A 20,437-nucleotide genomic window follows, 5' to 3' on the forward strand; every position below is an offset into this window, starting at 1 on the left:
TGCCGTGCTGGCGACTGGGCCTTCGGTCGTCCGGGTTCCGCCACCGTGAGCCGACCCCGCGGCGGCACTGGCATCGGCGTCGACATCGCCGGTGCCGATATCACCGGCTTCGCAGGAGCAGATTCGGGCGCTGCACCTCCATCACCGAACCACCACAGACAAGGAATTCGCATGAATCACAAGAGAGTCCTGCGATTGGCGGTGACCGTCGCTGCCACCGGCGCACTCGCCGCCGGAATGACGATGACGCTGACCTCCACGGCCAGTGCCGGTACGACCCTGAAGGCGTCGGCCGCCGAGAAGGGCCGTTACTTCGGTGCGGCCGTCGCGGGGCAGAAGCTCTCCGACAGCACGTATGTGACGATCCTGAACCGCGAGTTCAACAGTGTCGTGGCCGAGAACGACATGAAGTGGGACGCGACCGAGCCGCAGCAGGGTCGGTTCAACTACACGGGTGGTGACCGGCTGGTCGCGCACGCGCAGGCCAACGGCATGAGTGTGCGGGGCCACGCGCTGTTGTGGTACCAGCAGGAGCCGGGCTGGGCGCAGAACATGTCCGGCAGTGCGTTGCGCAGCGCGATGATGAACCACGTGACCCAGGTGGCGACCCACTTCAAGGGGAAGATCTACGCGTGGGACGTGGTGAACGAGGCGTTCGCCGACGGTAACAGCGGCGGGCGGCGTGACTCGAACCTGCAGCGCACCGGCAACGACTGGATCGAGGCGGCGTTCCGGGCGGCGCGCGCGGCGGATCCGGGTGCGAAGTTGTGTTACAACGACTACAACACCGACGGGATCAACGCGAAGTCGACGGGGATCTACAACATGGTGCGGGACTTCAAGTCCCGTGGTGTGCCGATCGACTGTGTGGGTTTCCAGTCGCACCTGGGCACCTCGTTGTCCAGTGACTACCAGGCGAATCTGCAGCGTTTCGCCGATCTCGGCGTGGATGTGCAGATCACCGAGCTGGACGTGATGGGCGGCGGCAACCAGGCGAACATCTTCGCCGGTGTCACCCGCGCGTGCATGAACGTCTCGCGGTGCACGGGCATCACCACGTGGGGTGTGCGTGACTGTGACTCGTGGCGTGGGTCGGACAACGCCCTGCTCTTCGAGTGCAGCGGTAACAAGAAGGCCGCGTACACGAGCGTCCTGAACGCCCTCAACGCCGGCCCGGCCATCACCCCGTCGCCGACGACCCCGGGGCCGACGACGCCCGGGCCGACCACCCCGCCGCCCACCACGCCTCCGCCCACCACCCCGCCGCCCACGACGCCCCCGCCGGGCCCGGAGGGTTGCACGGCGTCGGTGTCACTGAACTCGTGGAACGGTGGCTTCGTGGCCAGCGTGAAGGTCACCGCCGGCTCGGCCGGCACGAACGGGTGGAACGTCAGCGTCACGCTTCCCGGTGGCGCGAGTGTCACGAACACCTGGAGTGCGACAGCCAGTGGCTCCACCGGCACGGTCCGGTTCACGAACGTCAACTACAACGGCCGGCTCGCCGCCGGCCAGGTCGCCGAGTTCGGCTTCCAGGGCACCGGCAGCGCGGCGGGCATCACGCCCACCTGCACCGCCTCCTGACCGGGCACGCCTGACCGACCCGTCCCCGTCGGCCGGTGTGCGGGACCGTTCCCCGGTCCCGCACACCGGCCGTTCGCGGTGCACCAGCAGATCAGGAGTACGGCAGCCGCAGCACCGACTGGTTGCCGATGCCCACGGTGCTGGGGTTGTTGCCGATCGCCGACCAGATCTCCACCCGGACCGTGCCGTTGCTCAACGTGCCCAACGTGCCGGTGGCCGAGGCCAGGCCGGCGTTCTGGGTGTAGTGCTCGTAGCCGGCCACCGGGTCGGTGGCGAAGTAGCGCAGCGTCTCCACCCGGTCCCAACTGCCGTTGCCGGTGAGGTCGTAGGAGATCCGTACCTGCACCCCGTTACCGACCGCAGCCCCGGCATCCACGAACAGGTCGAACGCGGTCTGCCCGCCGGCATAGGCGAGGTTCAGGCCGGTCGCCGTGAAGACCTGCGCGTTTGTGGGCGTACCGTCGTGGTTTCCGTTGGCGGCCGCGACAGTCGTCGTGGCCGCGCTGCCGGCGGCGCCCAACCCGCCCCCCGGCAGCAGATACCGGGTGGGACTGCCCGTCGTGGGCGGCGAGGTGGTCGGTGGGGCCGTGGTGGGCGGTGCCGTCGTGGGTGGGGCCGTGGTCGGTGGCCGGGTCGTCGGTGGGGTGGTCGTCGGGACACCGCCGGACGCGTTGCCACCACTGAAGGTGTACGCCCCGGTGGTCGCCGTCTTACCGGCCGCCACGGTGAGACTGGTGCCGTTGGAGAACGTCACGGTGATCGGCGCGGCGGTCGGGTTCGACGCCACGTAGGTCCGCGCGCCGTTGCGGGAGAACACCGCCGACAGCGGGTGGTTGCCGGTGACAGTGGTGTCGACACCGCCCAGCGCCGCGAGGTTGCGGATCCAGTGGAAGGTGTGTGCCCGGCTCTCGCCCTCCTCCGGGGTGTAGCCGGGGTTCGCGCGGAGGTTCGCCAGCGCCGCGTCGGGGTCGCCGAGGGCCTGGAACTGCCAGAGGATGTCCTGCCACACCGTGGGTTGCCCGCCGTTGTTGCGGACCAGCTCGGCGTAGTTGGTCCGTACGTACGCCGGGTTGTTGCCCAGGTAGAGGTGCCCACCGGTGACCGGCAGCAGGTTGATGCCCTGGATCATCTCCGGTTCGCCGCTGAACCAGGTGGCGTACGCGCCGCCGTCGCCCCAGACCATGCCGACAGTGGAGTGCCCGAAGGCGGCGGGGAAGTTCTGGTCGCTGACGTCGAACCAGTACTCCTGGATGGCGGCGGCCTGGGTGGTGTAGAGGAAGACGCCGGCGTCACGGACGGCGGCATCGCCGGTGACCTGCCCCCACTGGATCAGGGCGTTGGCGAAGTTCATCCCCTCGGACGAGGACTCCTGGTTGTTGCCCGAGCCGAAGGAGCCGTGCCCGGACGCCCAGTCGTGGCCGGCGTAGATGTCGAAGTCCCGCAGGTAGGGGAAACGGGTGTCGCCGCGCTGGTAGTTGTTGGCGTCACGGATCAGCAGGTCCACCATGCCGCCGTAGCGGCCGGCGGTGGCCCACGTCGGGTCGAACTTGGCAAGCGTGGCGGCGGCCGCGATGAAGTAGCCGTAGTGGAAGTGGTGGTCGTTGAGCTCCTGGTCGGAGCCGTACGACGCCGGGTAGCCGATCAGGGTGCCCCAGTTGTTGTCGTAGTAGAAGACCCGGCTGGTCTTGCCGCTGGACGCGGTGAACCAGTCGGTGAGCGTGCTGCGGATGGCGTTCAGCGCGCTGTCGCGCGTCGTGGTGTCGTTGACCAGGTCGGCGATCTCGGCGATGCGGGCGGCCCGGCCGAGCCCCTTACCGGTCCAGTAGGTGTCGTTGCCGCGCTGGTCCATCGGGTTCGCGCGGACGGCCGCCAGTTGGCTGGTGAGGGTGGCCAGGTCGCTTCCGCTGCCGTCGCCGACGGCCGGCAACTCCGGCACGACGCCCTGGAACCTCATGGCGGTGCGGAACTGGTTGACGCCGGTGAGCACCTTCATCCGGCCGCGCGCCGACGGGTAGGTCGGGGTGATGGCGGTGGACCCGCTCAGCGACTTCCACTGGTGCGGGTAGAGGCTGACCACGGTCTGCGTGGCGGAGCCCTCCCGGGCGGTCGTGGTGAACGCGTACGTGGTGGTCAGGCCGCTGGTCGCCGGATTGTACGAGTACGACACCTGGGTGCCGGTCACGTGGGCGTGCGCGTACCGGCCGTAGGTCGCGGCCAGGTCGGCGCGCTCCGTCGCGCTGGACGTCGGCGGCAGCAGGGCGACGGAGAAGTAGCCCCGGCCGGCGAGGGTGGACGAGATTCGGCCACCGGCGACGGTCCAGGTGGCGCCGCTGGGCGCGTACCCGACGTAGTCGTGACCGTTGACCCGGAAGCCGATGGTGGCGCCGCTCGCGGACCACACGTCGGGGGTGCCGGCGGTGCCGATCACCGCGTCGCCGCCGGTGGTCTGGAAGTACGCGAAGGGCAGGCCGTGGCCGATGGTGGCGCGCATCGTGCGGGTGCCGTCGCTCCAGTGTGGGCTGACGGTCCAGTCGGTCCAGCCGTCCACCTTGACCTGGGGCGCGCCGAGCCCGGCCACGCCGACCCGGAGGTCCTGCACGTAGGGGTAGTGGAACTCACCGACGCCGGTCGCGGTGCCGCTGATGGCGGGTGTGGAGTTGGCGGAGAAGCCCAGGCCGTCGGTGAAGGTGTCGTACGAGATCGGGTGGGCGTGCAACGGTTCGCTGAAGGAACAGTCGGTGCGCTTCCACAGCAGCGAGGACCACCAGTCGTTCGTGGGGATCGGCCCGGTGGGCGCGTTGGCGGTGGCGAACTGCCGGGGGTTGCTGGACATCGCGCCGCAGCCGCTGGGGAGCGGGCCGACCGCTGTGGTGGTGTAGCTGCCGGCGCCGACGGGTGCGGCCTCGGCGGCGCGGGTGACGGGGATCGCGAGACCGCCGACGACCAGGGCCAGGGCGGTCGCGGTGGCCAGGGCCCAGCGGCGGTGGGGGACGGGAGGTGTCATGGTGCCTCCATCGCGCGCCGGGGTGCGGCAGGTGCCGCGTCCGACGCGTTGCGTCTGAATTAGGGAGAAGGTCGGGCGAGAGAGCGCTCTCACGGCAACGGTAGTGGAGCACCGAGATCCCCGTCAATGTGTCACACGCGTTGCGTGCTGATGTCGCTAACCGCCGGCGCCCGCGTCCGTCGCCACCGCCGGCAGGCCGGCGTCGTCGAGGTCGTCCAGGAGCGTCTCGGGCGCGCGCATCCGCCACGCGTCGGTCACCAGCTCAGTGAGCCGATCGAGGCCGACCGCCGACAGCCGCACCAGCACCAGGGGCAGGCCGGCGTAGCCGGGCGTGGTGAAGAAGAGATCGGGCTCGCCGAGCAGGAGCGCCTGCTTCTCGGCCTCGTCGCCGACGAACAGCACGGCGATGTCGAGTCGGATCACCCGCGGCTTTCCGGGGACGCGCTCCGGGTAGGACCAGATGAAGCCCTTGTCGGCCACCCGGAAGTCGAAGCCGTCACTGGGGATCTCCACCGTGTGCGGCAGGGCCAGCGCCACCCGGCGTACGTCGTCGGCGTCAGCCACCGAGGCCCCCCGCACCACACGCGATCAGCATGTGCCGAGATTACGCGGTGGACAGGTCGACGGCGGTGGCGCCGAGGACGGCCCGGTGACCGTCCTCCTGCACGTAGCCGACCACCGAGGCCCCGCGAGGATCGAGATCGGGTGGTGTCGCCAGCTCCACCCGTCCCCGCTCGGCGCGCAGGGCCACCGACGTGAAGGCGCGGACGACGTTGTCCTGTCGCAGCGTCCGCCCGGCGTTCTCGCCCCGGGCGATCTCGCTGTCCAGGCCACGTTCCACGATCGCCACGTTCAGCACCGCGCCCCCCGGCGGTGGTGCGCTCTGGTAGTCCACCGCCACCCGCCCGCCGAGGTCCTCCGCCCGGAGCGTGACCGCCGAGGTGGCGCTCGACGCCAGGGCGGAGGCGATCGCGCCAGCCGCACGCCGCCGGTCGGATCCGACGAACTCGACGGTGCCGTTGACGACCATCTGCGGTGTGTACAGACGCCCGGTGCCGAAGGCGCGGGCGTACGCCTCCTGCCGCGCGGTGTACGCCGCGTCCGCGAAGCGGTCGGGCCAGCCCAGATCGTCCCAGTAGTCGACGTGGAATCCGAGGGCGAAGACCGGCTGACCCCGATCCCGGGCATCGTGCTCGATCTCGGTCAGCACCTCCTCGGCGGGAGGGCAACTCGAGCAGCCCTGCGAGGTGAACATCTCCACGACGGCGAAGCCGAGGTCTGTCGACGGGGTCGTCATCTGGCGCGCCTCCTCCCGGGTCTCGACCAACGGCGCTGCGTTTCCCGTTACCGCCGGGACAATGCGCGCGGCGTCACCCGAAGCGGCCGCACGGTCAGCGGGGGCGCGGCGGGTGGTTGGATGATCGGATGCAGATCACCGTGACAGACGCGCCGGAGCGGGAGCGATTCGAGGCGCGCGACGAGGCGGGGACGACAGCCGGGTTTGTCACCTACCAGTTGACCGGAAGCATCATCGCCTACACCCACACCGAGGTCGATCCGGCGTTCGAGGGCAGGGGAGTCGGCTCGACCCTGGCCCGCGCGGTGATGGACGACGCACGCGCCAGGAAGCGGACCGTCGTGCCCATCTGTCCGTTCCTCGCCGACTGGCTGGTCAAGCACCCCGAGTACGAGGGCATCGTGGTCCGGTCGACCCGCAAGGTCAAGTAGAGTTCGGCAAGCCTGACCTGCGCATCCCTGGGGAGCCGAACGATGACAGTCGCCACCTTCCGCGCCCTGCACCACGGCCGCGCCCCCGGCGACCCGCTCGTCCTGCCCGGGCCGTGGGACGCCGGCAGCGCCCGGGTGTTCGCCGACGCCGGGTTCCCGGCGCTGGCGACGCCGAGCGCGGGGGTCGCCGCCTCGCTCGGGTACACCGACGGCGCGACACCGGCCGACGAGATGTTCGCGGCGGTGGCCCGGATCGTCCGCGCCGTGCCCGTTCCGGTGTCCGCCGACGTCGAGGGCGGTTACGGCCTCGCCCCCGGTGAGCTGGTCGGGCGGCTCCTGGACGCCGGTGCCGTCGGCTGCAACCTGGAGGACTCCGACGGCCACGGCACGCTGAAGGATCCACGGCAACACGCCGACTGGCTGGCCGAGGTCCGGGCGGAGGCGGGCGACGCCCTCGTCATCAACGCGCGCGTCGACACGTTCCTGGTCGGGACGGGCGACCCCGCCGACGCGGTGGCACGGGCACGCCTCTACGTGGCGGCCGGCGCCGACTGCGTCTACCCGATCCTGGCGCCGCTGGCGGTGCTGCCGGTGCTGCGCGAGGGCATCGCCGGGCCGATCAACATGGCCGCCGTCCCGGACCGGGAGTCCGTGGCGGAGTTGGGCCGGCAGGGCGCGACACGCATCACCTTCGGCCCGGGCATGCAGCGTTACGCCATGGGGGCGATCGGCGACCTGGCGGCGGGCCTGCGCGCCTGAGGCCGAGCGACCGCGACGTCGCCGAACGACCGCGGCCACGCCAGCGGCGGCGCGGCCTGCTCGGCGGTCAGGCGTCGGCGCGGGCGGCGAGGGCGTCCACCAGGCGGCGGGTGGAGCCGGCCAGGTTCCAGCGGCCGGCAAGCTCGAGCAGCAGGTCCGGATCGGCGGGCGCGGTCGGTAGCGCGGTGGACAGCTCCGGCAGCGGCACGTCCAGCGCGACCCGGACCACCGTGGGCGCGACGGCCAGGTAGTCGCGTGCCGCGGCCAGCTTGGTGCGCAGGCCCGGTGCGAAGGACGAGTCGGAGTCGTCGAGCGCGGCCAGGATGCCGGCGATGCTGCCGTAGCGCTCGATCAGCCGGGCGGCGGTCTTCTCACCGACGCCGGCCACCCCGGGCAGCCCGTCGCTGGGGTCGCCGCGCAGCGCGGCGAAGTCGGCGTACCGGTCGGCCGGCACGCCGTAGCGGGCCCGCACCGCGGCGTCGTCGCAGTCGTCGAGCTTGGCGACGCCGCGCCCGACGTAGAGCAGCCGGACCGGCCGGGCGTCGTCGATGAGCTGGAACAGGTCCCGGTCGCCGGAGACCACCTCGACCGGGCCCGGCTGGGTGACCGAGAGCGTGCCGAGCACGTCGTCGGCCTCGTAGCCGGTCGCGCCGACGGCGGTGATGCCGACCGCGGCCAGCACCTCCAGGATCATCGGCACCTGCGGGGAGAGGGTGTCCGGGACGATCTCGCCGCCCTGCGGGGCGACCCGGTGCGCCTTGTACGACGGCAACAGCTCGACCCGCCAGGCGGGCCGCCAGTCGTGGTCCAGGGCGCAGACCATCCGGTCGGCGCCGCGTCCGCGGATGAGGGTGGCCAGCATGTCGAGGAAGCCGCGCACCGCGTTGACCGGGGTGCCGTCCTCGGTGCGGGCGGCGGACTCCGGGATGCCGAAGTACGCCCGGAAGTAGAGGCTGGCTGCGTCGATCAACAGGATCGGGGGTCGGTGTGCCACGCCGGACAGCCTGGCACAAGCCTCCGACGATCCGGGGTACGCCCGGCCGTCGGCGGTGTCACCGCCGCTCGTCGTGCCGGTAGACGGTCGTCCGCCGGGCCAGGTGCTGCACGACGTAACTGGTCACCAGCAGCAGGATCGCGACCAGCACCTCGACCCAGGCCGCGACACCGTCGGCCACTGTGACACCGATGATCAGCAGGACCAGGCCGACGAGCGCGAGCACTCCCGCCCACAGTTGGCGGCGTCGGCGGGTCGCCGCCCGGTCCTCCTCGTTCGGTGCCACGTGATCCTCCCGGTCGGCGACGCCCGCGCGGGCCTCCCCGGATCCAGGCTATGGCCCCGTCCGCCCCTACGAACGGGAAATCACGGTGCCTGTGGGCGGCCCGGCCGCGCGTCGCGTCGGGGCAGCCGGGTCGGACCGGCGTCGGTACGCTCGTCGCGCAGTCGCACCAGGACGGAGCCGGCAGCCGACCGGGCGCCGTGACGCGGGGGAGGGTCGATGGACGAGCCGGCAGCGCGCCTAGCGGAACTGCTCACCCAGGTGGGGGCCGTGTTGGCTCCGGGCGAGACCCTGCGGGACGCGTGCTGGGTCGCCCGCGTCCCGGGCCGCCGCTCGGCGGGGGAGGTGTTCCGTGCCGAGTTCAACCCGCTGCGGGTGGCGGAGGGGCTGGCCGGCGATGCCGTCGGGGTGACCGCCTCCACCGGGCCGGGGGTGGAGTGGTACCAGGCGGCCCGCAACGGGGTGCTCGGCGGTCCGCCGGGTTCGTTGGGGGTCGGGCTGGACGAGCAGCTGCCCGAGCCCGCGGTGGTGCGGGTGCTGGCGTTGACGAACCGCCGGGTGGTGGTGCTGCGCCGCCACCGCGCTCGACAGGTCCCGGCGCCGCGACCCGCCGGTGGTGGTCTGCGGGATCGCCTGTCGGCGGCGGCCGGTCAGGTGCGGGCGGCCTGGCAGGGGCCCGGCCCGGTGGATCGCGACGCGCCACTGGAGGTGGCCTGGCAGGTGGGCGTGGAGTCGTTGGTCCGCCTCGACGCGCTGCCCGGTCGCATGATCGGGCGTCTCGCCCTGCTCTTCGTGGACGGCTCGTGGATCGTGCTCGGCCCGCCGGACGACGCCACCGCGCTGCGGATGGCGTCGTCGCGCGCCGCGTGATCCGCAGCGACACGGCTCGCGGCGGTCCCCGTTCGTCGGGCCAGCCGCAGTCGCGCCGGGCAATGCCGGTCAGCCACGGCGGACCATCTCTCGATGGCGTGAGGCGGAGGGCACAGTGCCTGGTCGCTGTGCCTGTCGAGCTGCCCCACCAGTGGGGCCCCTGGTCGAGCACGGGGAGGTCCCCGGCTGACGCCTGGCGTCGACCGGGGACCTCGCACACGTCAGGCGGGGAGCGTCCAGCGCTGGTTGGCGCCGGCGAAGCACTCCCAGATCTGTAGCCGGGTGCCGTCGGCGGAGCTGTTGTCCGTGACGTCCAGGCACTTGTTCGACTGCGGGTTGCGCAACGTGCCGTTGGACTGTGCCTGCCACACCTGGGCGCCGCTGCCGTTGCACTCCCAGAGCTGGACCTTCGCGCCGTTGGCGGTGGAGCCGCTGGCGATGTCGGCGCACTTGCCGAGGGCCCGCAGCGTGCTGTCGCCGGCCACCGTCCAGGTCTGGGCGTTGGTGCCGTTGCAGCCGTAGAGCTGGATGGCGGCGCCGTTGGCGGTGCTGGCCGCCGCCACGTCGACGCACTTGCCGCCGAGGCCGGTGATCCGGCCGGTGCGACCGGTCGGCGGCGGGGTGGTGCCGCCCATGATGGTGTCGTACATGGCGCTGAGCAGTGAGGTCGATCCGCTGGTGTCCTGGCTCAGCTCCCAGTTCATCACGCCGCCGGCGTTGGCCAACGCCCACTGCGTCTTGCGCTTGACCGTCGGGATGCCGTTCCAGCACTGCTGCGACCCGCCGATGGTGGCGCAGTCCCGGTTGGCGTTCGCCGGGTCCAGGCCGACGATGTACGAGTAGTTGTAGTAGACCGGGCGGCTGTAGAACGGGATGCCGAGCACCGCCTTGCTGGCCGGCAGACCGCGGGCCTTCCACAGGTTGATGCTGTTGATCGACCAGTCGTAGTTGGCGTGGGGGCTGCCGCCGTCGTACGCCATGATGTTGAGCCAGTCGACCTGGTTGAAGACGGCGGTCTGGACGCCCTGCACGCTGCCGCCCTCGGAGACCACGGCGGCGGTGAGCAGCTTGCCGCGGCTGTGCAGGGCACCGCCGAGCTGCGTCATGAGCGCCGTGTAGTTGTTGGCCGAGGCGCCGGGGTCGGGGTACTCCCAGTCCATGTCGACGCCGTCGAGGTTGTACTGGTTGACGAAGTTGACCAGGTTGTTGACGAAATTGGTCCGGCTGCCGGAGTTCGCCGCCAGGGCTTCGAAGGCCGAGTCGTTGCCGTCGTTCCAGCCGCCGACCGCGATCGAGACCTTGACGTTGTTGGCGTGTCCCTGCGAGACCAGCGAGGAGAGCCGAGCCCCGTCGACCCCCTGCAGGCTGCCGTCGCTGTTGGGCAGGATGAAGGCGTAGTTGATGTGGGTGAGCTTGTTGTACTGGATCGTGTTGATGTTGCCGGCCCAGGAGGGCATGTAGCCGACGCTCTTGAAGTTGTTCGGCAGCACCACGGCCTGCGCGGCGGTGGAGGTGACGGTGAGGGTGGCGCCGGCGGTGGCCAGAGCGAGGAGGCCGGCGGCGAGGACGCGGCGCAGTGGTGAGGACATCGGGGGCCTTCCCGTGGGCGGGGGACGACACCCGCCCGCGCGGGTTGTCGCGGGCGGGCGGTGCGGGACGCAGGAACGGGTGGGCCTCGAGGCAGCCAAATCTTAAAGAGTGTTAACTGTCCGCGTCAATCAACGCCTGTGGATTTCCCCGGCAGCGGTACCAATATGGGGGTTTACCCAAACGACCGTTAAGCTTGTGCAACGGCTCACCACCACCCCCACGGAGCTCATCGCGCTATGACTGTCGACCGGATCCTCCCCACCGACGAGGCCCACGACCTGCTGGGTCTCGCCACCGAGCTCGCCGATCGCGAGCTCGCCCCGAACGCCGCCGCCTTCGAGGAGCGCGCCGAGTTCCCCCGTGGCGTGCTCCGGACCCTCGGCCGCGCCGGCCTGCTCGGCCTGCCCTACCCCGAGGAGTACGGCGGCGCGGCCCAGCCCTACGAGGTGTACCTGCAGGTGCTGGAGATCCTGGCCAGTCGCTGGCTCGCGGTCGCCGAGGCGGTCAGCGTGCACACCCTGTCCTGCTACCCGCTGTTCGCGTTCGGCAGCGACGAGCAGCGCAAGCTGCTGCCGGACCTGATCGGCGGCGAGCTGCTGGGCGCGTACTGCCTCTCCGAGCCGCAGGGTGGCTCGGACGCGGCCGCGCTGAGCACGCGGGCGGTTCGGGACGGGGACGCGTACGCGGTGTCCGGCACCAAGGCGTGGATCACCCACGCGGGGACCGCCGACTTCTACAACATCTTCTGCCGCACCGGAGGTCCCGGGCCGAAGGGGATCTCCTGCCTGCTCGCCGACGCGGGCACGGTCGGCATCAACCCGCAGGCGGCCGAGCGGACGATGGGTCTGCGCGCCTCGCCGGTGGCGCAGATCGTCTTCGACGAGGCGCGGGTGCCGGTGGACCGGCTGATCGGCGACGAGGGCGCCGGCTTCACCATCGCCATGTCCGCACTGGACTCGGGTCGCCTGGGCATCGCCGCCTGCGCGGTGGGGCTGGCCCAGGCAGCCCTGGACTACGCGGTGTCCTACGCCCGGGAGCGGCAGCAGTTCGGCAGGTCCATCATCGACTTCCAGGGGCTCGGTTTCCTCCTCGCGGACGCGGCCACCCAGATCTCCGCCGCCCGCGCGTTGACCCTCGCCGCGGCCCGGCTGCGCGACGCCGGCCGCCCGTACGCGATCGAGGCGGCCAAGGCGAAGCTCTTCGCCACCGACATGGCGATGCGGGTGACCACCGACGCGGTGCAGGTGCTCGGCGGCGCCGGCTACGTGGCCGATCATCCGGTGGAGCGGTACATGCGCGAGGCCAAGGTGTTGCAGATCGTGGAGGGCACCAACCAGATCCAGCGAATGGTGATCTCCCGGGCGCTGGCGAAGGGCTGAGCGGGCCGACGAACGGTGCCGGGACGGCCGCGGTGAACCTGTCGAGGCCGTCCCGGCGGGTACCTCGTCGCCGTCGGGCGGTTTTCCCGGTAGGTTGCACGCCGTGGAGGAGATCGACCGCGCTATCGTCGCCGCGCTGACCGCCGACGGCCGACTGTCGTACACCGACCTGGCCGAGAAGGTGGGGTTGTCGGTGTCCGCCGTGCACCAGCGGGTGCGCCGGCTGGAGCAGCGCGGGGTGATCAAGGGGTACGCCGCGCGGGTGTCGTTCGAGGCGCTGGACCTGCCGCTTACCGCGTTCGTGGCGATCCGCCCGTTCGACCCGTCGCAGCCGGACGACGCGCCGGAGCGGCTGGCGCACCTGCCCGAGATCGACTCCTGCTACTCGGTGGCGGGGGAGGACTTCTACCTGTTGTTGGTGCGGGTGGCCGGGCCCACCGACCTGGAGCGGGTGCTGCAGGAGATCCGCACCTCGGCGAACGTGACGACCCGGACGACAGTGGTGCTGTCCACCCCGTACGAGAACCGGCCTCCGAAGATCAGCGCGGCGGCACCGAGTCGGTCGCGGTCCCGGGGGCCGGAGGAGCCGGCTGGTTCCACCGCAGGATGACCTGCCGGCCGTGCTCGTGACCGAGCGCGCTGACCGTGGCGGTGTCCAGGCGCAGTCGTCCACCGGCGGACGGGGGCAGGCCGATCCAGCGGGCACCGAGCACGCGCAGGCTGTGCGCGTGGCCGACAAGCGCGACGGTGCCCCGGTCGAGCAGTGGGGTGACCCGCTCCAGCACCCGGTCGAGCCGTTCGCCGACCTGCGCGGGTGACTCTCCGCCGGGGCAGCCGTCGGTCCAGATGTTCCAGTGCGGCTGGTCGGCGTGGATGTCGACGGTCGTGCGGCCCTCGTACTCGCCGTAGTTCCACTCGCTGAGGTCCTCGTCGACCCCGTCGACGGTGAGCCCGGCCAGCTGCGCGGTGCGCAGCGCCCGGGAGCGGGGGCTGGACAGCACTGTCGCGAACCGCCGGCCGGCGAGGAACGCCGCGAGGGTGCGGGCCTGTCGCTCGCCGTCGGGGGTCAGCTCGAGGTCGGTGTACGAGGTGTGCCGGAGGCTGGCGCTCCAGGTGGTCTCGCCGTGCCGGATCAGCAGGAGCTCTCCCATGGGGCCAGTTAACCACCGGGCCAGCTCCCGCCGGGCCACCCTCCCTCAACCTATCTTCCTAGGATGCCTTAGCGGATGTGCCGACCGGCACCGCCGGTTTCGGCACCCGGAGACCGGGCAAGCGTGCGGGGACCGATCGCCAGACCGAGGAGGCGCGATGAGCTTCACCGAGAAGGCACGGAACAAGGTCGAGCAGATGGCCGGCGCCGCACGTGAGCGCGTCGGCGACATGACCGACAACGAGCGGATGCGTGGCGAGGGCGCCAGCCAGGAGAGCGACGCGCGCGCCAAGCAGGCCGGTCAGAACGTCAAGGACGCCGGTCGCAACGTGAAGGACTCCTTCACGAAGTGACCTGAGCGGTCCACGGGTCCCCGGGCGCACCGTCGCCCGGGGACCCGTCGTGTGCTGCGGCTACGGTCGTGCGGTGACGGTGCTTCGTTCGCTTGTGTTGTTCGTGCTGGCCGCGGTGGCCGAGATCGGCGGCGCCTGGCTGGTCTGGCAGGGCTGGCGGGAGCAGCGTGGGCTGTGGTGGATCGCCGCGGGCGTGGTGGCGCTGGGCTGTTACGGCTTCGTCGCCACGTTCCAGCCGGACGCGAACTTCGGCCGGATCCTGGCGGCGTACGGCGGGGTGTTCGTGGCCGGCTCGTTGGGCTGGGCGATGCTCGTCGACGGCTTCCGCCCGGATCGGTGGGACCTGACCGGCGCGGCGCTGTGCCTGCTGGGCGTCGCGGTCATCATGTACGCCCCGCGTGGCGCCTCCGGGTGAGGTCCCGGCGGCCCTCATTCCGCGATCTCGCGCCTACTGTCGCGGCGTAAGGCATTCCGCGCGTCTCGCCGACCGAAAGCTTCGACGGTCAACGGGCCGGCTCGCGGGACGGTGAGCGTTCTTCGCTTCTGCGATGATCGGCGGCGTGAATCGACCTCGGCTTCGTTTCCTGTGGGGCGTCCTGGTGGCGGTGGCTGTGCTCGGCAGCGCGGCGTGTGCGACTACCCGGGCGTCGTCGCCGGACGGGCCGGCCTTCGTCGGATCGTCCGCCACCACGGCCGCCCCGTCGGCCAGCGCCACCGCGGCGCCGAGGGCGTCGACAGTCCCGGGGGCGACGCGGGTGGGGACCCGGGCGCGGGTGGTCGATCACGGCCCGCGCACCGGGGACAAGGTGGCACTGACCTTCGACGCGGACATGACCGACGGGATGCTGCAGAATCTGCGCACCGGCAAGGTGAAGTCGTACGCCAACCTGCGCATCCTCGACCTGCTGGAGCGGGACAAGGTGGCGGCCACGTTCTTCCTGACCGGCAAGTGGGTGCAGCGGTATCCGGACGTGACCCGGCGGATCGCCGGCAACCCCCGGTTCGAGTTGGCCAACCACACCTACGGGCACGCGGCGTTCACAGGTGACTGCTACGACCTGCCCTCGCTGCCGGTGGACGAGTTGGCCGGGGACGTGGCGAAGACGTTCGAGGTGATCAAGCCGTACGGGGGTCGGCAGACCCGATACTTCCGCTTTCCGGGGCTCTGCCACGACGCGGCGACGCTTGACGCCCTGGCGCCGCTGGGTGTGACGGTCGTCGACGGGGACGTGGTCAGCGGTGATCCCTTTGCGACGGCGTGGAAACCGCTGGTGCGGGCGGTGCTGGACCACGTCCGCCCCGGCTCGGTGGTGATCATGCACGTGACCGAAGCGAACGCCGCCATGACCGACGAGGCGTTGCCGCACATCCTGGAAGGGCTACGCGAGCGAGGGCTGAAGCCGGCGCCGTTGTCCGAGGTGCTGGCCGGCGCCTGAGGGCCGGGAGGGTTGTGCTGGCCGGCGCGTGAGCCGGTCAGGGGTGTTGCGCGCGTCGTACGTCGACCGACGCCGCGTCGACGTCACCGTGGCCGGATCGCCGGGCGTCGGTGACCAGCATCAGCACCAGGATGGCGATGGTGGTGACGAGCTGGACGGTCGCCGGGAGGGTGACGCCGATGGCGACGGTGGCCAGTGCCGCCACCGTGGCGGCGAGTCGGGCCGGGGGGACGGGCAGGCGCAGGGCGCGGCGTACGGCGGTGATGCCGACGAGGTAGAGCGCGACGCCGCCGCTGAGGGCGAGGGCGGCGCCGGTGGTGGCCGGTTCGTCGGGTCGGGCGACGGCGGCGTGGAGACCGGCGACCGTCGCGATGACTCCGAGCAGCAGCAGGAAGTGCGGGAACACGTAGGTGCGGGCGGCCGTCTGGCTGCGGGTGGCGGGGTCGGCGCCGGCCAGGGCCGCGGTGGCGGATCGGGTGTCGGCGGCGTAGGTCCACCACAGGGCGACGGGTATGGCGAGGGCGAGCACGATCGCGGTGGCGGTTGCGGCGGTGAGCTGGTCGGCGGGTACGCCCATGCCGATGGTGACGACGGATTCGCCGAGGGCGATGATGACGAGCAGTTCGTGTCGTTCGACGAAGTGCCCGGGGCGCAGGTGGAAGGCCGCGGGGACGCCGGTCCAGGACAGGCGGCGGGGCAGCAGGTAGGGCAGGACGGACTGGGTGACGACGGCGGCGGCCCAGAGGGCGGGTACGGCGGGGCCGGTGAACGCGGAGGCGGCCAGGACGAGGAGCGCGGCGCCGAGGTTGTAGGGGGCGAGTCGGAGTGCGCCTTTGCGGGCGTCGGAGTGCAGGAACAGGATGAGGTGTACGGCGACGACGACGAGGTAGCCGACAGCGAAGAGCGCGCCGGTGTCGGTGAGGGCGTCGGGTAGGGCGACGGCGGTGAGCAGGAAGCCTGCCATACCAGCGAAGAGCAGCAGCTTGGCGGCGTTCTGTCGTGGTGGCAGGTGGTTGTTGAGCCAGGCGTAGCCCGTGTAGAGGTACCAGAGCAGGCCGAGGATCAGGGCGCTGCGGCCGAAGCCCGCCCAGTTGAGGTGGGTTTCGAGGGTGTTGGCGAGTTGGGTGACGGTGAGGACGAAGACGACGTCGAAGAAGACCTCGTCGAGCGTGACCCGGTCGGCGGTGCCCGTGTCGGGGGAGGGCCTCGGGTGTCCCATGGGGGTGGACGCTAGTCGTCAGCGGTCCACGGCGGTCCTGGGTTGGTGATTCCCCGGGGTGTCGCGGGTCAGCTCTCGTATGCGTCGTCGACGATCATGACGATCTTGCCGCGGGGGGAGCCGTGTTCGGCCGTGTCGTGGGCGTCTGTCGCTTTCTGGATGGGGAAGGCGGCTTCGATCGGCACCGTGAAGCGGCCTTCGGTGAACAGTTCGGCGGCGGTGCGCAGGCCGTGCCGGCCGTCGGGTTCACCGGCGAGTTGTCCCATGGACAGGCGGACGCCGTGTGTGGGGGCGGTGAAGTCGGCCAGGGTCACCACCGCTGCCGGGTCGCCGGTCAGGTTGAGCAGTTCCGTCAGGGACCCGGCGCCTGCGACATCCAGTGCGCGGTCCACCCGTCCCGCGCCCAGGGCGTTGACCCGGTCTGCGAGGCCGTCTCCGTAGGTGACAGGTGTCGCTCCGAGTTGGTGGAGGAAGGCGTGGTTGTCGGGGCGGGCGGTACCGATGACCCGGATGCCACGGGCTGCGGCGAGTTGGACGGCGACGCTGCCCACTCCACCTGCGGCGCCGTCGATCAGGAGGGTCATGCCCGGTTGGGGTGCCAGCAGGTCGAGGGCCCGGGTGGCGGTCTCGGCGCTGGTGCCCGCCGCGCCGGCTTGTGCCCACGGCATGGCGGCCGGCTTGTGTGCCCAGAGTTGCAGTACCGCGAACTGTGCGCTCGCTCCGCCGAGTTTCGCTAGTTCGACGACACCGAAGACGTGGTCGCCGATGGCCACGCCGTCGACGCCGTGGCCGATCTCGTCGACGACTCCGGCCACGTCGACGCCGGGAATGTGTGGCAGTGGGAGTCGGGCGCTCATCGGGGTGCGGCCGGACCGAAGACCGACGTCGACCGGGGAAACACCGGCGGCCTGTACGCGGACGCGGATCTGGCCGGCGCCGGGATGGGGCGCGTCGGCGGTGCCGAGGTGGAGCACGTCGGGGCCGCCGAATCTGTCGAACTGTACTGCGAACATCAGTGGCTCCTCTGCCTCGATGAGGTGGTCGTAGCCTTACCGTAGGTCGGAAACGGAGCAGCTGTTCCGCTGTGGGGTCAAGTGAGAGGAAGGTCGGTGGAGGATGCCTCAGAAGCCGCGTGCCGACGCCCGTTCCAATCGTGAGCGGGTCGTGGTGGCAGCACGGGAGACGTTCGCCGAGGCCGGGCTTGAGGCACCCATGCGGGAGGTGGCCCGGCGGGCGGGGGTCGGTGTGGCTACCCTCTACCGGCATTTCCCGACCCGCGCCGAGTTGGTCACCACGGTTCTCACTGACCGTGTGCAAGCGTGCGGTGTGCAGATGCGCCACGCCCTGGACGATCCTGATCCGTGGCGGGCGCTGTCCGGCACGATCGTCGAGTTCGCCGACCGGCAGGTTCACGACCAGGCGCTCAACGAGGCATTGCTGGGTTCGGGGGAGTTGAGCGCCGCCTTTCGCGACGAACGGCGGGAACACAGCCGGGCGTTGGACGTGCTGGTTGACCGGGCGAGGGCGGCGGGTGTGCTCCGCGACGGCGTTGACGTCGATGATGTCCGGGCCGCTCTGCTGGCCATCGCGTCGCTGCGGCGGTTGCCGCCGACGGCGGCCGCCCGCGTGGTCGGCAGGGTCACCGGCCTCGTCCTCGCCGGGATCCGTGCCTGACTCGTGGTCGGTCCACCACGAGTGGCCTGTCACGGTTGAGGTTCGACCGGACATGGAGTGAACGTGAGCTCCGGCATTGAGTACGACGAGGACCGCTTCCGGCGCGTCTACCTTGAGCACTTCGAGCCGCTGTTGGCGTACGCGCTGAGGCGTGTCGCGCATCCCGAGGACGCGGCCGATGTCGTCGCGGAGACCTTCCTGGTCGCCTGGCGGCGCAGGCATGACATTCCGGTCGACGATGAGGCTCGGCTCTGGCTGTACGGGGTGGCCCGGCGGGTGTTGGCCAATCATCGGCGGGGTGGGGTTCGCCGCCAGCGGCTGGGTGAACGGCTACGTGAGCACATCGCCGTCGCGGTCGCCGCCGATCCAGGCAGTGAGGTGCCCGAGCGGCTCACTGTCCGGGCGGCGTTGGCGGGTCTGGGTGAGCTGGACCGTGAGGTGTTGATGCTCACCGTGTGGGAGGGCTTGCAGCCGCGCGAGGTGGCCGCGGTCCTCGGGGTCGGTCCCGCCGTGGTGCGGACACGGCTGTCGCGTGCGCGAGCCAGGCTCGTTACGCCGACCGGCTCCACGACAGTCGTCCGAAGGCTGTGCAGGTCGATGGCTGGCCGGGTGACCAGTTCGAGTATTCCGCCAGCGACTTCGAGGTGTTGCTCCGTCCCCGTGACGGGGTCTTCGTCGAGTTGCAGACCGGGGGTGACTGGTCCCGGAAGGAGTTCGCCCGGGTCCTCGCCAATGTGGTCCGGGCGGATGCGCGTACGTGGTTGGGTGCGCTTCCGCCGGAGATCGTCATTCCCGAGCGGGCGTTGACGCGTTGCGGGGCAGTCACGGGTGGCGGGTGCTGCGGGACATGGACAAGGCCGGCGACTGGCCGGAGGTGTTCTGGGAGTACGCCGACGAGATCGCGGCCGGGACGTTGCGGGCCAGCTATTCGCAGGGTCTGGGCTGCGCCTGATTGGGGAGTGCGCGACACCCCCGGGAATCGTCTCCCCGGGGGTGTCGTCGTCGGTGGGTCAGTCGTCGCGGTGGTCGGTCCACCACTGCTGGCCGCCGGCGGGGAGGGTGTCGATCGGGTCGTAGTAGGCGTAGCGCTTGTTGAGCGCCTCCAGGTCGGCGGACTCGATGGAGGTGCGGTAGTTCTTGGTCCAGTAGGAGATGCCGCGTTCGCGGTCGTAGTCGGTGAGCATGTGTACCCAGCGTTTGCCGACGAAGGGGACGTCGCAGACGATGCGGGGGGTGGCGTAGCCGGGGAGGTAGCCCATGATGTCGTGCTGGAGTTGTTGGGCGTGCCAGACCGGGACGCGCCAGTGTTCGGCGTTGGGGATCATGTCGCACATGTAGAAGTAGTACGGCAGGATCCCGGCTTCGCCTTGGAGCGCGAAGCAGAGGTCGAGCAGTTCCGGGGTGGTGGCGTTGACGCCGCGCATGAGGACGCCCTGGTTGCGGACGTCGCGGACGCCGACGTCGAGGGCTGTCTGGGCGGCCTTGGCGACCAGTGGGGTGAGGGACTGGGCGTGGTTGACGTGGGTGTGGATGGCGAGGTTGACGCCGCGGCGGGCGGCGGTGCGGGCGACGCGTTCGAGGCCCTGGACGACGTCGGGTTGCAGCCAGTGTTGGGGGAGGCCCATGAGGGCCTTGGTGGCGAGGCGGATGTCGCGGACCGTCTCCAGTTCCAGCAGGCGCATGAGGTAGGACTCGAGGTTGCGCCAGGGGACGTTGGCGACGTCGCCGCCGGAGACGACGACGTCGCGGACGCCGGGGTGGGCCTTGAGGTAGGCGATGTGGGCGTCGTAGCGGTCGACGGGCTTGAGGGTGAGTTTGAGTTTGTCGACGGTGGGGGTGGAGTTGCCGACGAGGTCCATGCGGGTGCAGTGCCCGCAGTATTGCGGGCAGGTGGAGAGCAGTTCGGCGAGGACCTTCGTGGGGTAGCGGTGGGTGAGGCCTTCGGCGACCCACATGTCGTGCTCGTGGAGGCTGTCGCGGCTGGCGTAGGGGTGTGAGGGCCAGTCGGTGCGTCGGTCGGAGGCGACCGGGATCATGTAGCGGCGGATGGGGTCGGCGAGCAGCGCCTCGGTGGTGGGGGTCGCGAACGGCACCATCGTGTTGATCATTTGTGGTGGCACCAGCATGGACATGGTGGCCAGGGCGAGCTGGTCGGCCTCGAGGTCGGCGTAGAAGGTGTCGTCGACGAGGTCGCCGAAGACGGCGCGGAGCTGCTTGATGTTCTTGACGCAGTTGACGCGTTGCCACTGGGCGGATTCCCACTGGTCGCGGGTGATGTTTCGCCAGCCGGGGAAGCGGGTCCAGTCGGGTTCGACCAGGGGGCGGCGGTGGTATTCGTAGGGCTGCCCGGTGGTCGGTGTGGCGACCGGGTCGTGACGGGGGTGCGGGATGGTCTGGGTCACGGCCCCTCCTCGGTG

22 protein-coding genes are annotated in these 20,437 nt (G+C 71.0%); 12 read left to right on the forward strand and 10 right to left on the reverse strand.

Going from position 1 to position 20,437, the window contains the following annotated elements; all coding sequences use genetic code 11:
- The first annotated feature begins 171 nt into the window (after positions 1 to 171).
- Positions 172 to 1,581, forward strand: a complete 1,410-nt coding sequence (locus tag ACGFH8_RS31755) for an endo-1,4-beta-xylanase (protein ID WP_393374507.1) — start codon at positions 172 to 174, stop codon at positions 1,579 to 1,581.
- 91 nt (positions 1,582 to 1,672) lie between these two features.
- Here ACGFH8_RS31755 and ACGFH8_RS31760 read toward each other — a convergent pair whose 3' ends face one another.
- The 3 genes from ACGFH8_RS31760 to ACGFH8_RS31770 all read right to left on the reverse strand — a co-directional run bounded on the left by ACGFH8_RS31760 (position 1,673) and on the right by ACGFH8_RS31770 (position 5,882).
- Positions 1,673 to 4,585 (reverse strand): glycosyl hydrolase, encoded by a 2,913-nt coding sequence (locus tag ACGFH8_RS31760; RefSeq protein WP_393374509.1) that lies wholly within the window; start codon positions 4,583 to 4,585, stop codon positions 1,673 to 1,675.
- Between the two features lie 156 nt (positions 4,586 to 4,741).
- Positions 4,742 to 5,149, reverse strand: coding sequence for an MmcQ/YjbR family DNA-binding protein (locus ACGFH8_RS31765; RefSeq protein WP_393374511.1), 408 nt, complete (start codon positions 5,147 to 5,149; stop codon positions 4,742 to 4,744).
- 40 nt (positions 5,150 to 5,189) lie between these two features.
- Entirely contained in the window at positions 5,190 to 5,882 is a 693-nt protein-coding gene (locus tag ACGFH8_RS31770) for a DUF1223 domain-containing protein (protein ID WP_393374513.1), read from the reverse strand.
- Between the two features lie 128 nt (positions 5,883 to 6,010).
- Here ACGFH8_RS31770 and ACGFH8_RS31775 point away from each other — a divergent pair, with 128 nt between their 5' ends.
- Both ACGFH8_RS31775 and ACGFH8_RS31780 read left to right on the forward strand, forming a co-directional pair.
- Positions 6,011 to 6,313 carry a GNAT family N-acetyltransferase gene (locus ACGFH8_RS31775; protein WP_393374516.1) on the forward strand — a complete coding sequence of 101 codons (303 nt, stop codon included), beginning with the start codon at positions 6,011 to 6,013 and terminating at the stop codon, positions 6,311 to 6,313.
- A 42-nt stretch (positions 6,314 to 6,355) separates the two neighbouring features.
- On the forward strand, positions 6,356 to 7,072 hold the full coding sequence (locus ACGFH8_RS31780; protein WP_393374518.1) for an isocitrate lyase/phosphoenolpyruvate mutase family protein: 717 nt from the start codon (positions 6,356 to 6,358) through the stop codon (positions 7,070 to 7,072).
- 67 nt (positions 7,073 to 7,139) lie between these two features.
- On the opposite strand, the gene ACGFH8_RS31785 is transcribed toward ACGFH8_RS31780, so the two are convergent.
- Together ACGFH8_RS31785 and ACGFH8_RS31790 are read right to left on the reverse strand one after the other, a co-directional pair.
- Positions 7,140 to 8,066, reverse strand: coding sequence for a 5'-3' exonuclease H3TH domain-containing protein (locus ACGFH8_RS31785; RefSeq protein WP_393374521.1), 927 nt, complete (start codon positions 8,064 to 8,066; stop codon positions 7,140 to 7,142).
- Positions 8,067 to 8,124: 58 nt separating this feature from the next.
- Complete coding sequence (locus tag ACGFH8_RS31790) at positions 8,125 to 8,352, reverse strand: hypothetical protein (RefSeq protein ID WP_393374524.1); 228 nt, start codon at positions 8,350 to 8,352, stop codon at positions 8,125 to 8,127.
- Positions 8,353 to 8,568: 216 nt separating this feature from the next.
- Here ACGFH8_RS31790 and ACGFH8_RS31795 point away from each other — a divergent pair, with 216 nt between their 5' ends.
- Positions 8,569 to 9,219, forward strand: a complete 651-nt coding sequence (locus ACGFH8_RS31795; RefSeq protein WP_393374526.1) for a hypothetical protein — start codon at positions 8,569 to 8,571, stop codon at positions 9,217 to 9,219.
- Between the two features lie 221 nt (positions 9,220 to 9,440).
- On the opposite strand, the gene ACGFH8_RS31800 is transcribed toward ACGFH8_RS31795, so the two are convergent.
- Entirely contained in the window at positions 9,441 to 10,808 is a 1,368-nt protein-coding gene (locus ACGFH8_RS31800; protein WP_393374529.1) for a glycosyl hydrolase family 18 protein, read from the reverse strand.
- A gap of 237 nt (positions 10,809 to 11,045) precedes the next feature.
- Here ACGFH8_RS31800 and ACGFH8_RS31805 point away from each other — a divergent pair, with 237 nt between their 5' ends.
- Both ACGFH8_RS31805 and ACGFH8_RS31810 read left to right on the forward strand, forming a co-directional pair.
- Positions 11,046 to 12,188: an acyl-CoA dehydrogenase family protein gene (locus ACGFH8_RS31805; protein ID WP_393374532.1), complete on the forward strand. Its 1,143-nt coding sequence runs from the start codon at positions 11,046 to 11,048 to the stop codon at positions 12,186 to 12,188.
- 103 nt (positions 12,189 to 12,291) lie between these two features.
- On the forward strand, positions 12,292 to 12,798 hold the full coding sequence (locus tag ACGFH8_RS31810; protein WP_393374534.1) for an Lrp/AsnC family transcriptional regulator: 507 nt from the start codon (positions 12,292 to 12,294) through the stop codon (positions 12,796 to 12,798).
- Here ACGFH8_RS31810 and ACGFH8_RS31815 read toward each other — a convergent pair.
- Entirely contained in the window at positions 12,728 to 13,339 is a 612-nt protein-coding gene (locus ACGFH8_RS31815) for a histidine phosphatase family protein (protein ID WP_393374537.1), read from the reverse strand. The two genes, ACGFH8_RS31810 and ACGFH8_RS31815, sit on opposite strands and share 71 nt — an antisense overlap.
- Positions 13,340 to 13,496: 157 nt before the next feature.
- Between ACGFH8_RS31815 and ACGFH8_RS31820 the strand changes: the two genes are divergently transcribed.
- The 3 genes from ACGFH8_RS31820 to ACGFH8_RS31830 all read left to right on the forward strand — a co-directional run bounded on the left by ACGFH8_RS31820 (position 13,497) and on the right by ACGFH8_RS31830 (position 15,127).
- The gene (locus tag ACGFH8_RS31820) at positions 13,497 to 13,691 is read left to right on the forward strand and encodes a CsbD family protein (protein ID WP_393374539.1); all 195 of its coding nucleotides are present in this window, start codon (positions 13,497 to 13,499) and stop codon (positions 13,689 to 13,691) included.
- Between the two features lie 73 nt (positions 13,692 to 13,764).
- Positions 13,765 to 14,106 (forward strand): YnfA family protein, encoded by a 342-nt coding sequence (locus tag ACGFH8_RS31825; RefSeq protein ID WP_393374541.1) that lies wholly within the window; start codon positions 13,765 to 13,767, stop codon positions 14,104 to 14,106.
- A gap of 145 nt (positions 14,107 to 14,251) precedes the next feature.
- The gene (locus ACGFH8_RS31830; RefSeq protein ID WP_393374544.1) at positions 14,252 to 15,127 is read left to right on the forward strand and encodes a polysaccharide deacetylase family protein; all 876 of its coding nucleotides are present in this window, start codon (positions 14,252 to 14,254) and stop codon (positions 15,125 to 15,127) included.
- Between the two features lie 37 nt (positions 15,128 to 15,164).
- Here the strand turns inward: ACGFH8_RS31830 and ACGFH8_RS31835 are convergent, their stop codons facing one another.
- Together ACGFH8_RS31835 and ACGFH8_RS31840 are read right to left on the reverse strand one after the other, a co-directional pair.
- Positions 15,165 to 16,346: a low temperature requirement protein A gene (locus ACGFH8_RS31835; protein ID WP_393374546.1), complete on the reverse strand. Its 1,182-nt coding sequence runs from the start codon at positions 16,344 to 16,346 to the stop codon at positions 15,165 to 15,167.
- 68 nt (positions 16,347 to 16,414) lie between these two features.
- Positions 16,415 to 17,359, reverse strand: coding sequence for an NADP-dependent oxidoreductase (locus ACGFH8_RS31840; protein WP_393374549.1), 945 nt, complete (start codon positions 17,357 to 17,359; stop codon positions 16,415 to 16,417).
- 103 nt (positions 17,360 to 17,462) lie between these two features.
- Between ACGFH8_RS31840 and ACGFH8_RS31845 the strand changes: the two genes are divergently transcribed.
- The 3 genes from ACGFH8_RS31845 to ACGFH8_RS31855 all read left to right on the forward strand — a co-directional run bounded on the left by ACGFH8_RS31845 (position 17,463) and on the right by ACGFH8_RS31855 (position 18,972).
- Positions 17,463 to 18,020 (forward strand): TetR/AcrR family transcriptional regulator, encoded by a 558-nt coding sequence (locus ACGFH8_RS31845; RefSeq protein WP_393374551.1) that lies wholly within the window; start codon positions 17,463 to 17,465, stop codon positions 18,018 to 18,020.
- A 63-nt stretch (positions 18,021 to 18,083) separates the two neighbouring features.
- On the forward strand, positions 18,084 to 18,827 hold the full coding sequence (locus ACGFH8_RS31850; protein ID WP_393374554.1) for an RNA polymerase sigma factor: 744 nt from the start codon (positions 18,084 to 18,086) through the stop codon (positions 18,825 to 18,827).
- 4 nt (positions 18,828 to 18,831) lie between these two features.
- Positions 18,832 to 18,972 (forward strand): hypothetical protein, encoded by a 141-nt coding sequence (locus ACGFH8_RS31855; protein ID WP_393374557.1) that lies wholly within the window; start codon positions 18,832 to 18,834, stop codon positions 18,970 to 18,972.
- Positions 18,973 to 19,030: 58 nt separating this feature from the next.
- Here the strand turns inward: ACGFH8_RS31855 and ACGFH8_RS31860 are convergent, their stop codons facing one another.
- On the reverse strand, positions 19,031 to 20,422 hold the full coding sequence (locus ACGFH8_RS31860) for a KamA family radical SAM protein (RefSeq protein WP_393374560.1): 1,392 nt from the start codon (positions 20,420 to 20,422) through the stop codon (positions 19,031 to 19,033).
- Positions 20,423 to 20,437 lie beyond the last annotated feature (15 nt).

Origin of the sequence: Micromonospora sp. NPDC049175 (genome assembly GCF_043197345.1) — a bacterium.
GTDB lineage: Bacteria > Actinomycetota > Actinomycetes > Mycobacteriales > Micromonosporaceae > Micromonospora.

What these genes read in the sequence shown, in the direction of transcription:
- ACGFH8_RS31775 (WP_393374516.1), top strand. Translation starts at nt 6,011, where the DNA reads ATGCAGATCACCGTGACAGACGCGCCGGAGCGGGAGCGATTCGAGGCG.
- ACGFH8_RS31760 (WP_393374509.1), bottom strand. Translation starts at nt 4,585, where the DNA reads ATGACACCTCCCGTCCCCCACCGCCGCTGGGCCCTGGCCACCGCGACC.
- ACGFH8_RS31805 (WP_393374532.1), top strand. Translation starts at nt 11,046, where the DNA reads ATGACTGTCGACCGGATCCTCCCCACCGACGAGGCCCACGACCTGCTG.
- ACGFH8_RS31840 (WP_393374549.1), bottom strand. Translation starts at nt 17,359, where the DNA reads ATGTTCGCAGTACAGTTCGACAGATTCGGCGGCCCCGACGTGCTCCAC.
- ACGFH8_RS31845 (WP_393374551.1), top strand. Translation starts at nt 17,463, where the DNA reads ATGCCTCAGAAGCCGCGTGCCGACGCCCGTTCCAATCGTGAGCGGGTC.
- ACGFH8_RS31835 (WP_393374546.1), bottom strand. Translation starts at nt 16,346, where the DNA reads ATGGGACACCCGAGGCCCTCCCCCGACACGGGCACCGCCGACCGGGTC.
- ACGFH8_RS31770 (WP_393374513.1), bottom strand. Translation starts at nt 5,882, where the DNA reads ATGACGACCCCGTCGACAGACCTCGGCTTCGCCGTCGTGGAGATGTTC.
- ACGFH8_RS31795 (WP_393374526.1), top strand. Translation starts at nt 8,569, where the DNA reads ATGGACGAGCCGGCAGCGCGCCTAGCGGAACTGCTCACCCAGGTGGGG.
- ACGFH8_RS31780 (WP_393374518.1), top strand. Translation starts at nt 6,356, where the DNA reads ATGACAGTCGCCACCTTCCGCGCCCTGCACCACGGCCGCGCCCCCGGC.
- ACGFH8_RS31800 (WP_393374529.1), bottom strand. Translation starts at nt 10,808, where the DNA reads ATGTCCTCACCACTGCGCCGCGTCCTCGCCGCCGGCCTCCTCGCTCTG.
- ACGFH8_RS31755 (WP_393374507.1), top strand. Translation starts at nt 172, where the DNA reads ATGAATCACAAGAGAGTCCTGCGATTGGCGGTGACCGTCGCTGCCACC.
- ACGFH8_RS31820 (WP_393374539.1), top strand. Translation starts at nt 13,497, where the DNA reads ATGAGCTTCACCGAGAAGGCACGGAACAAGGTCGAGCAGATGGCCGGC.
- ACGFH8_RS31815 (WP_393374537.1), bottom strand. Translation starts at nt 13,339, where the DNA reads ATGGGAGAGCTCCTGCTGATCCGGCACGGCGAGACCACCTGGAGCGCC.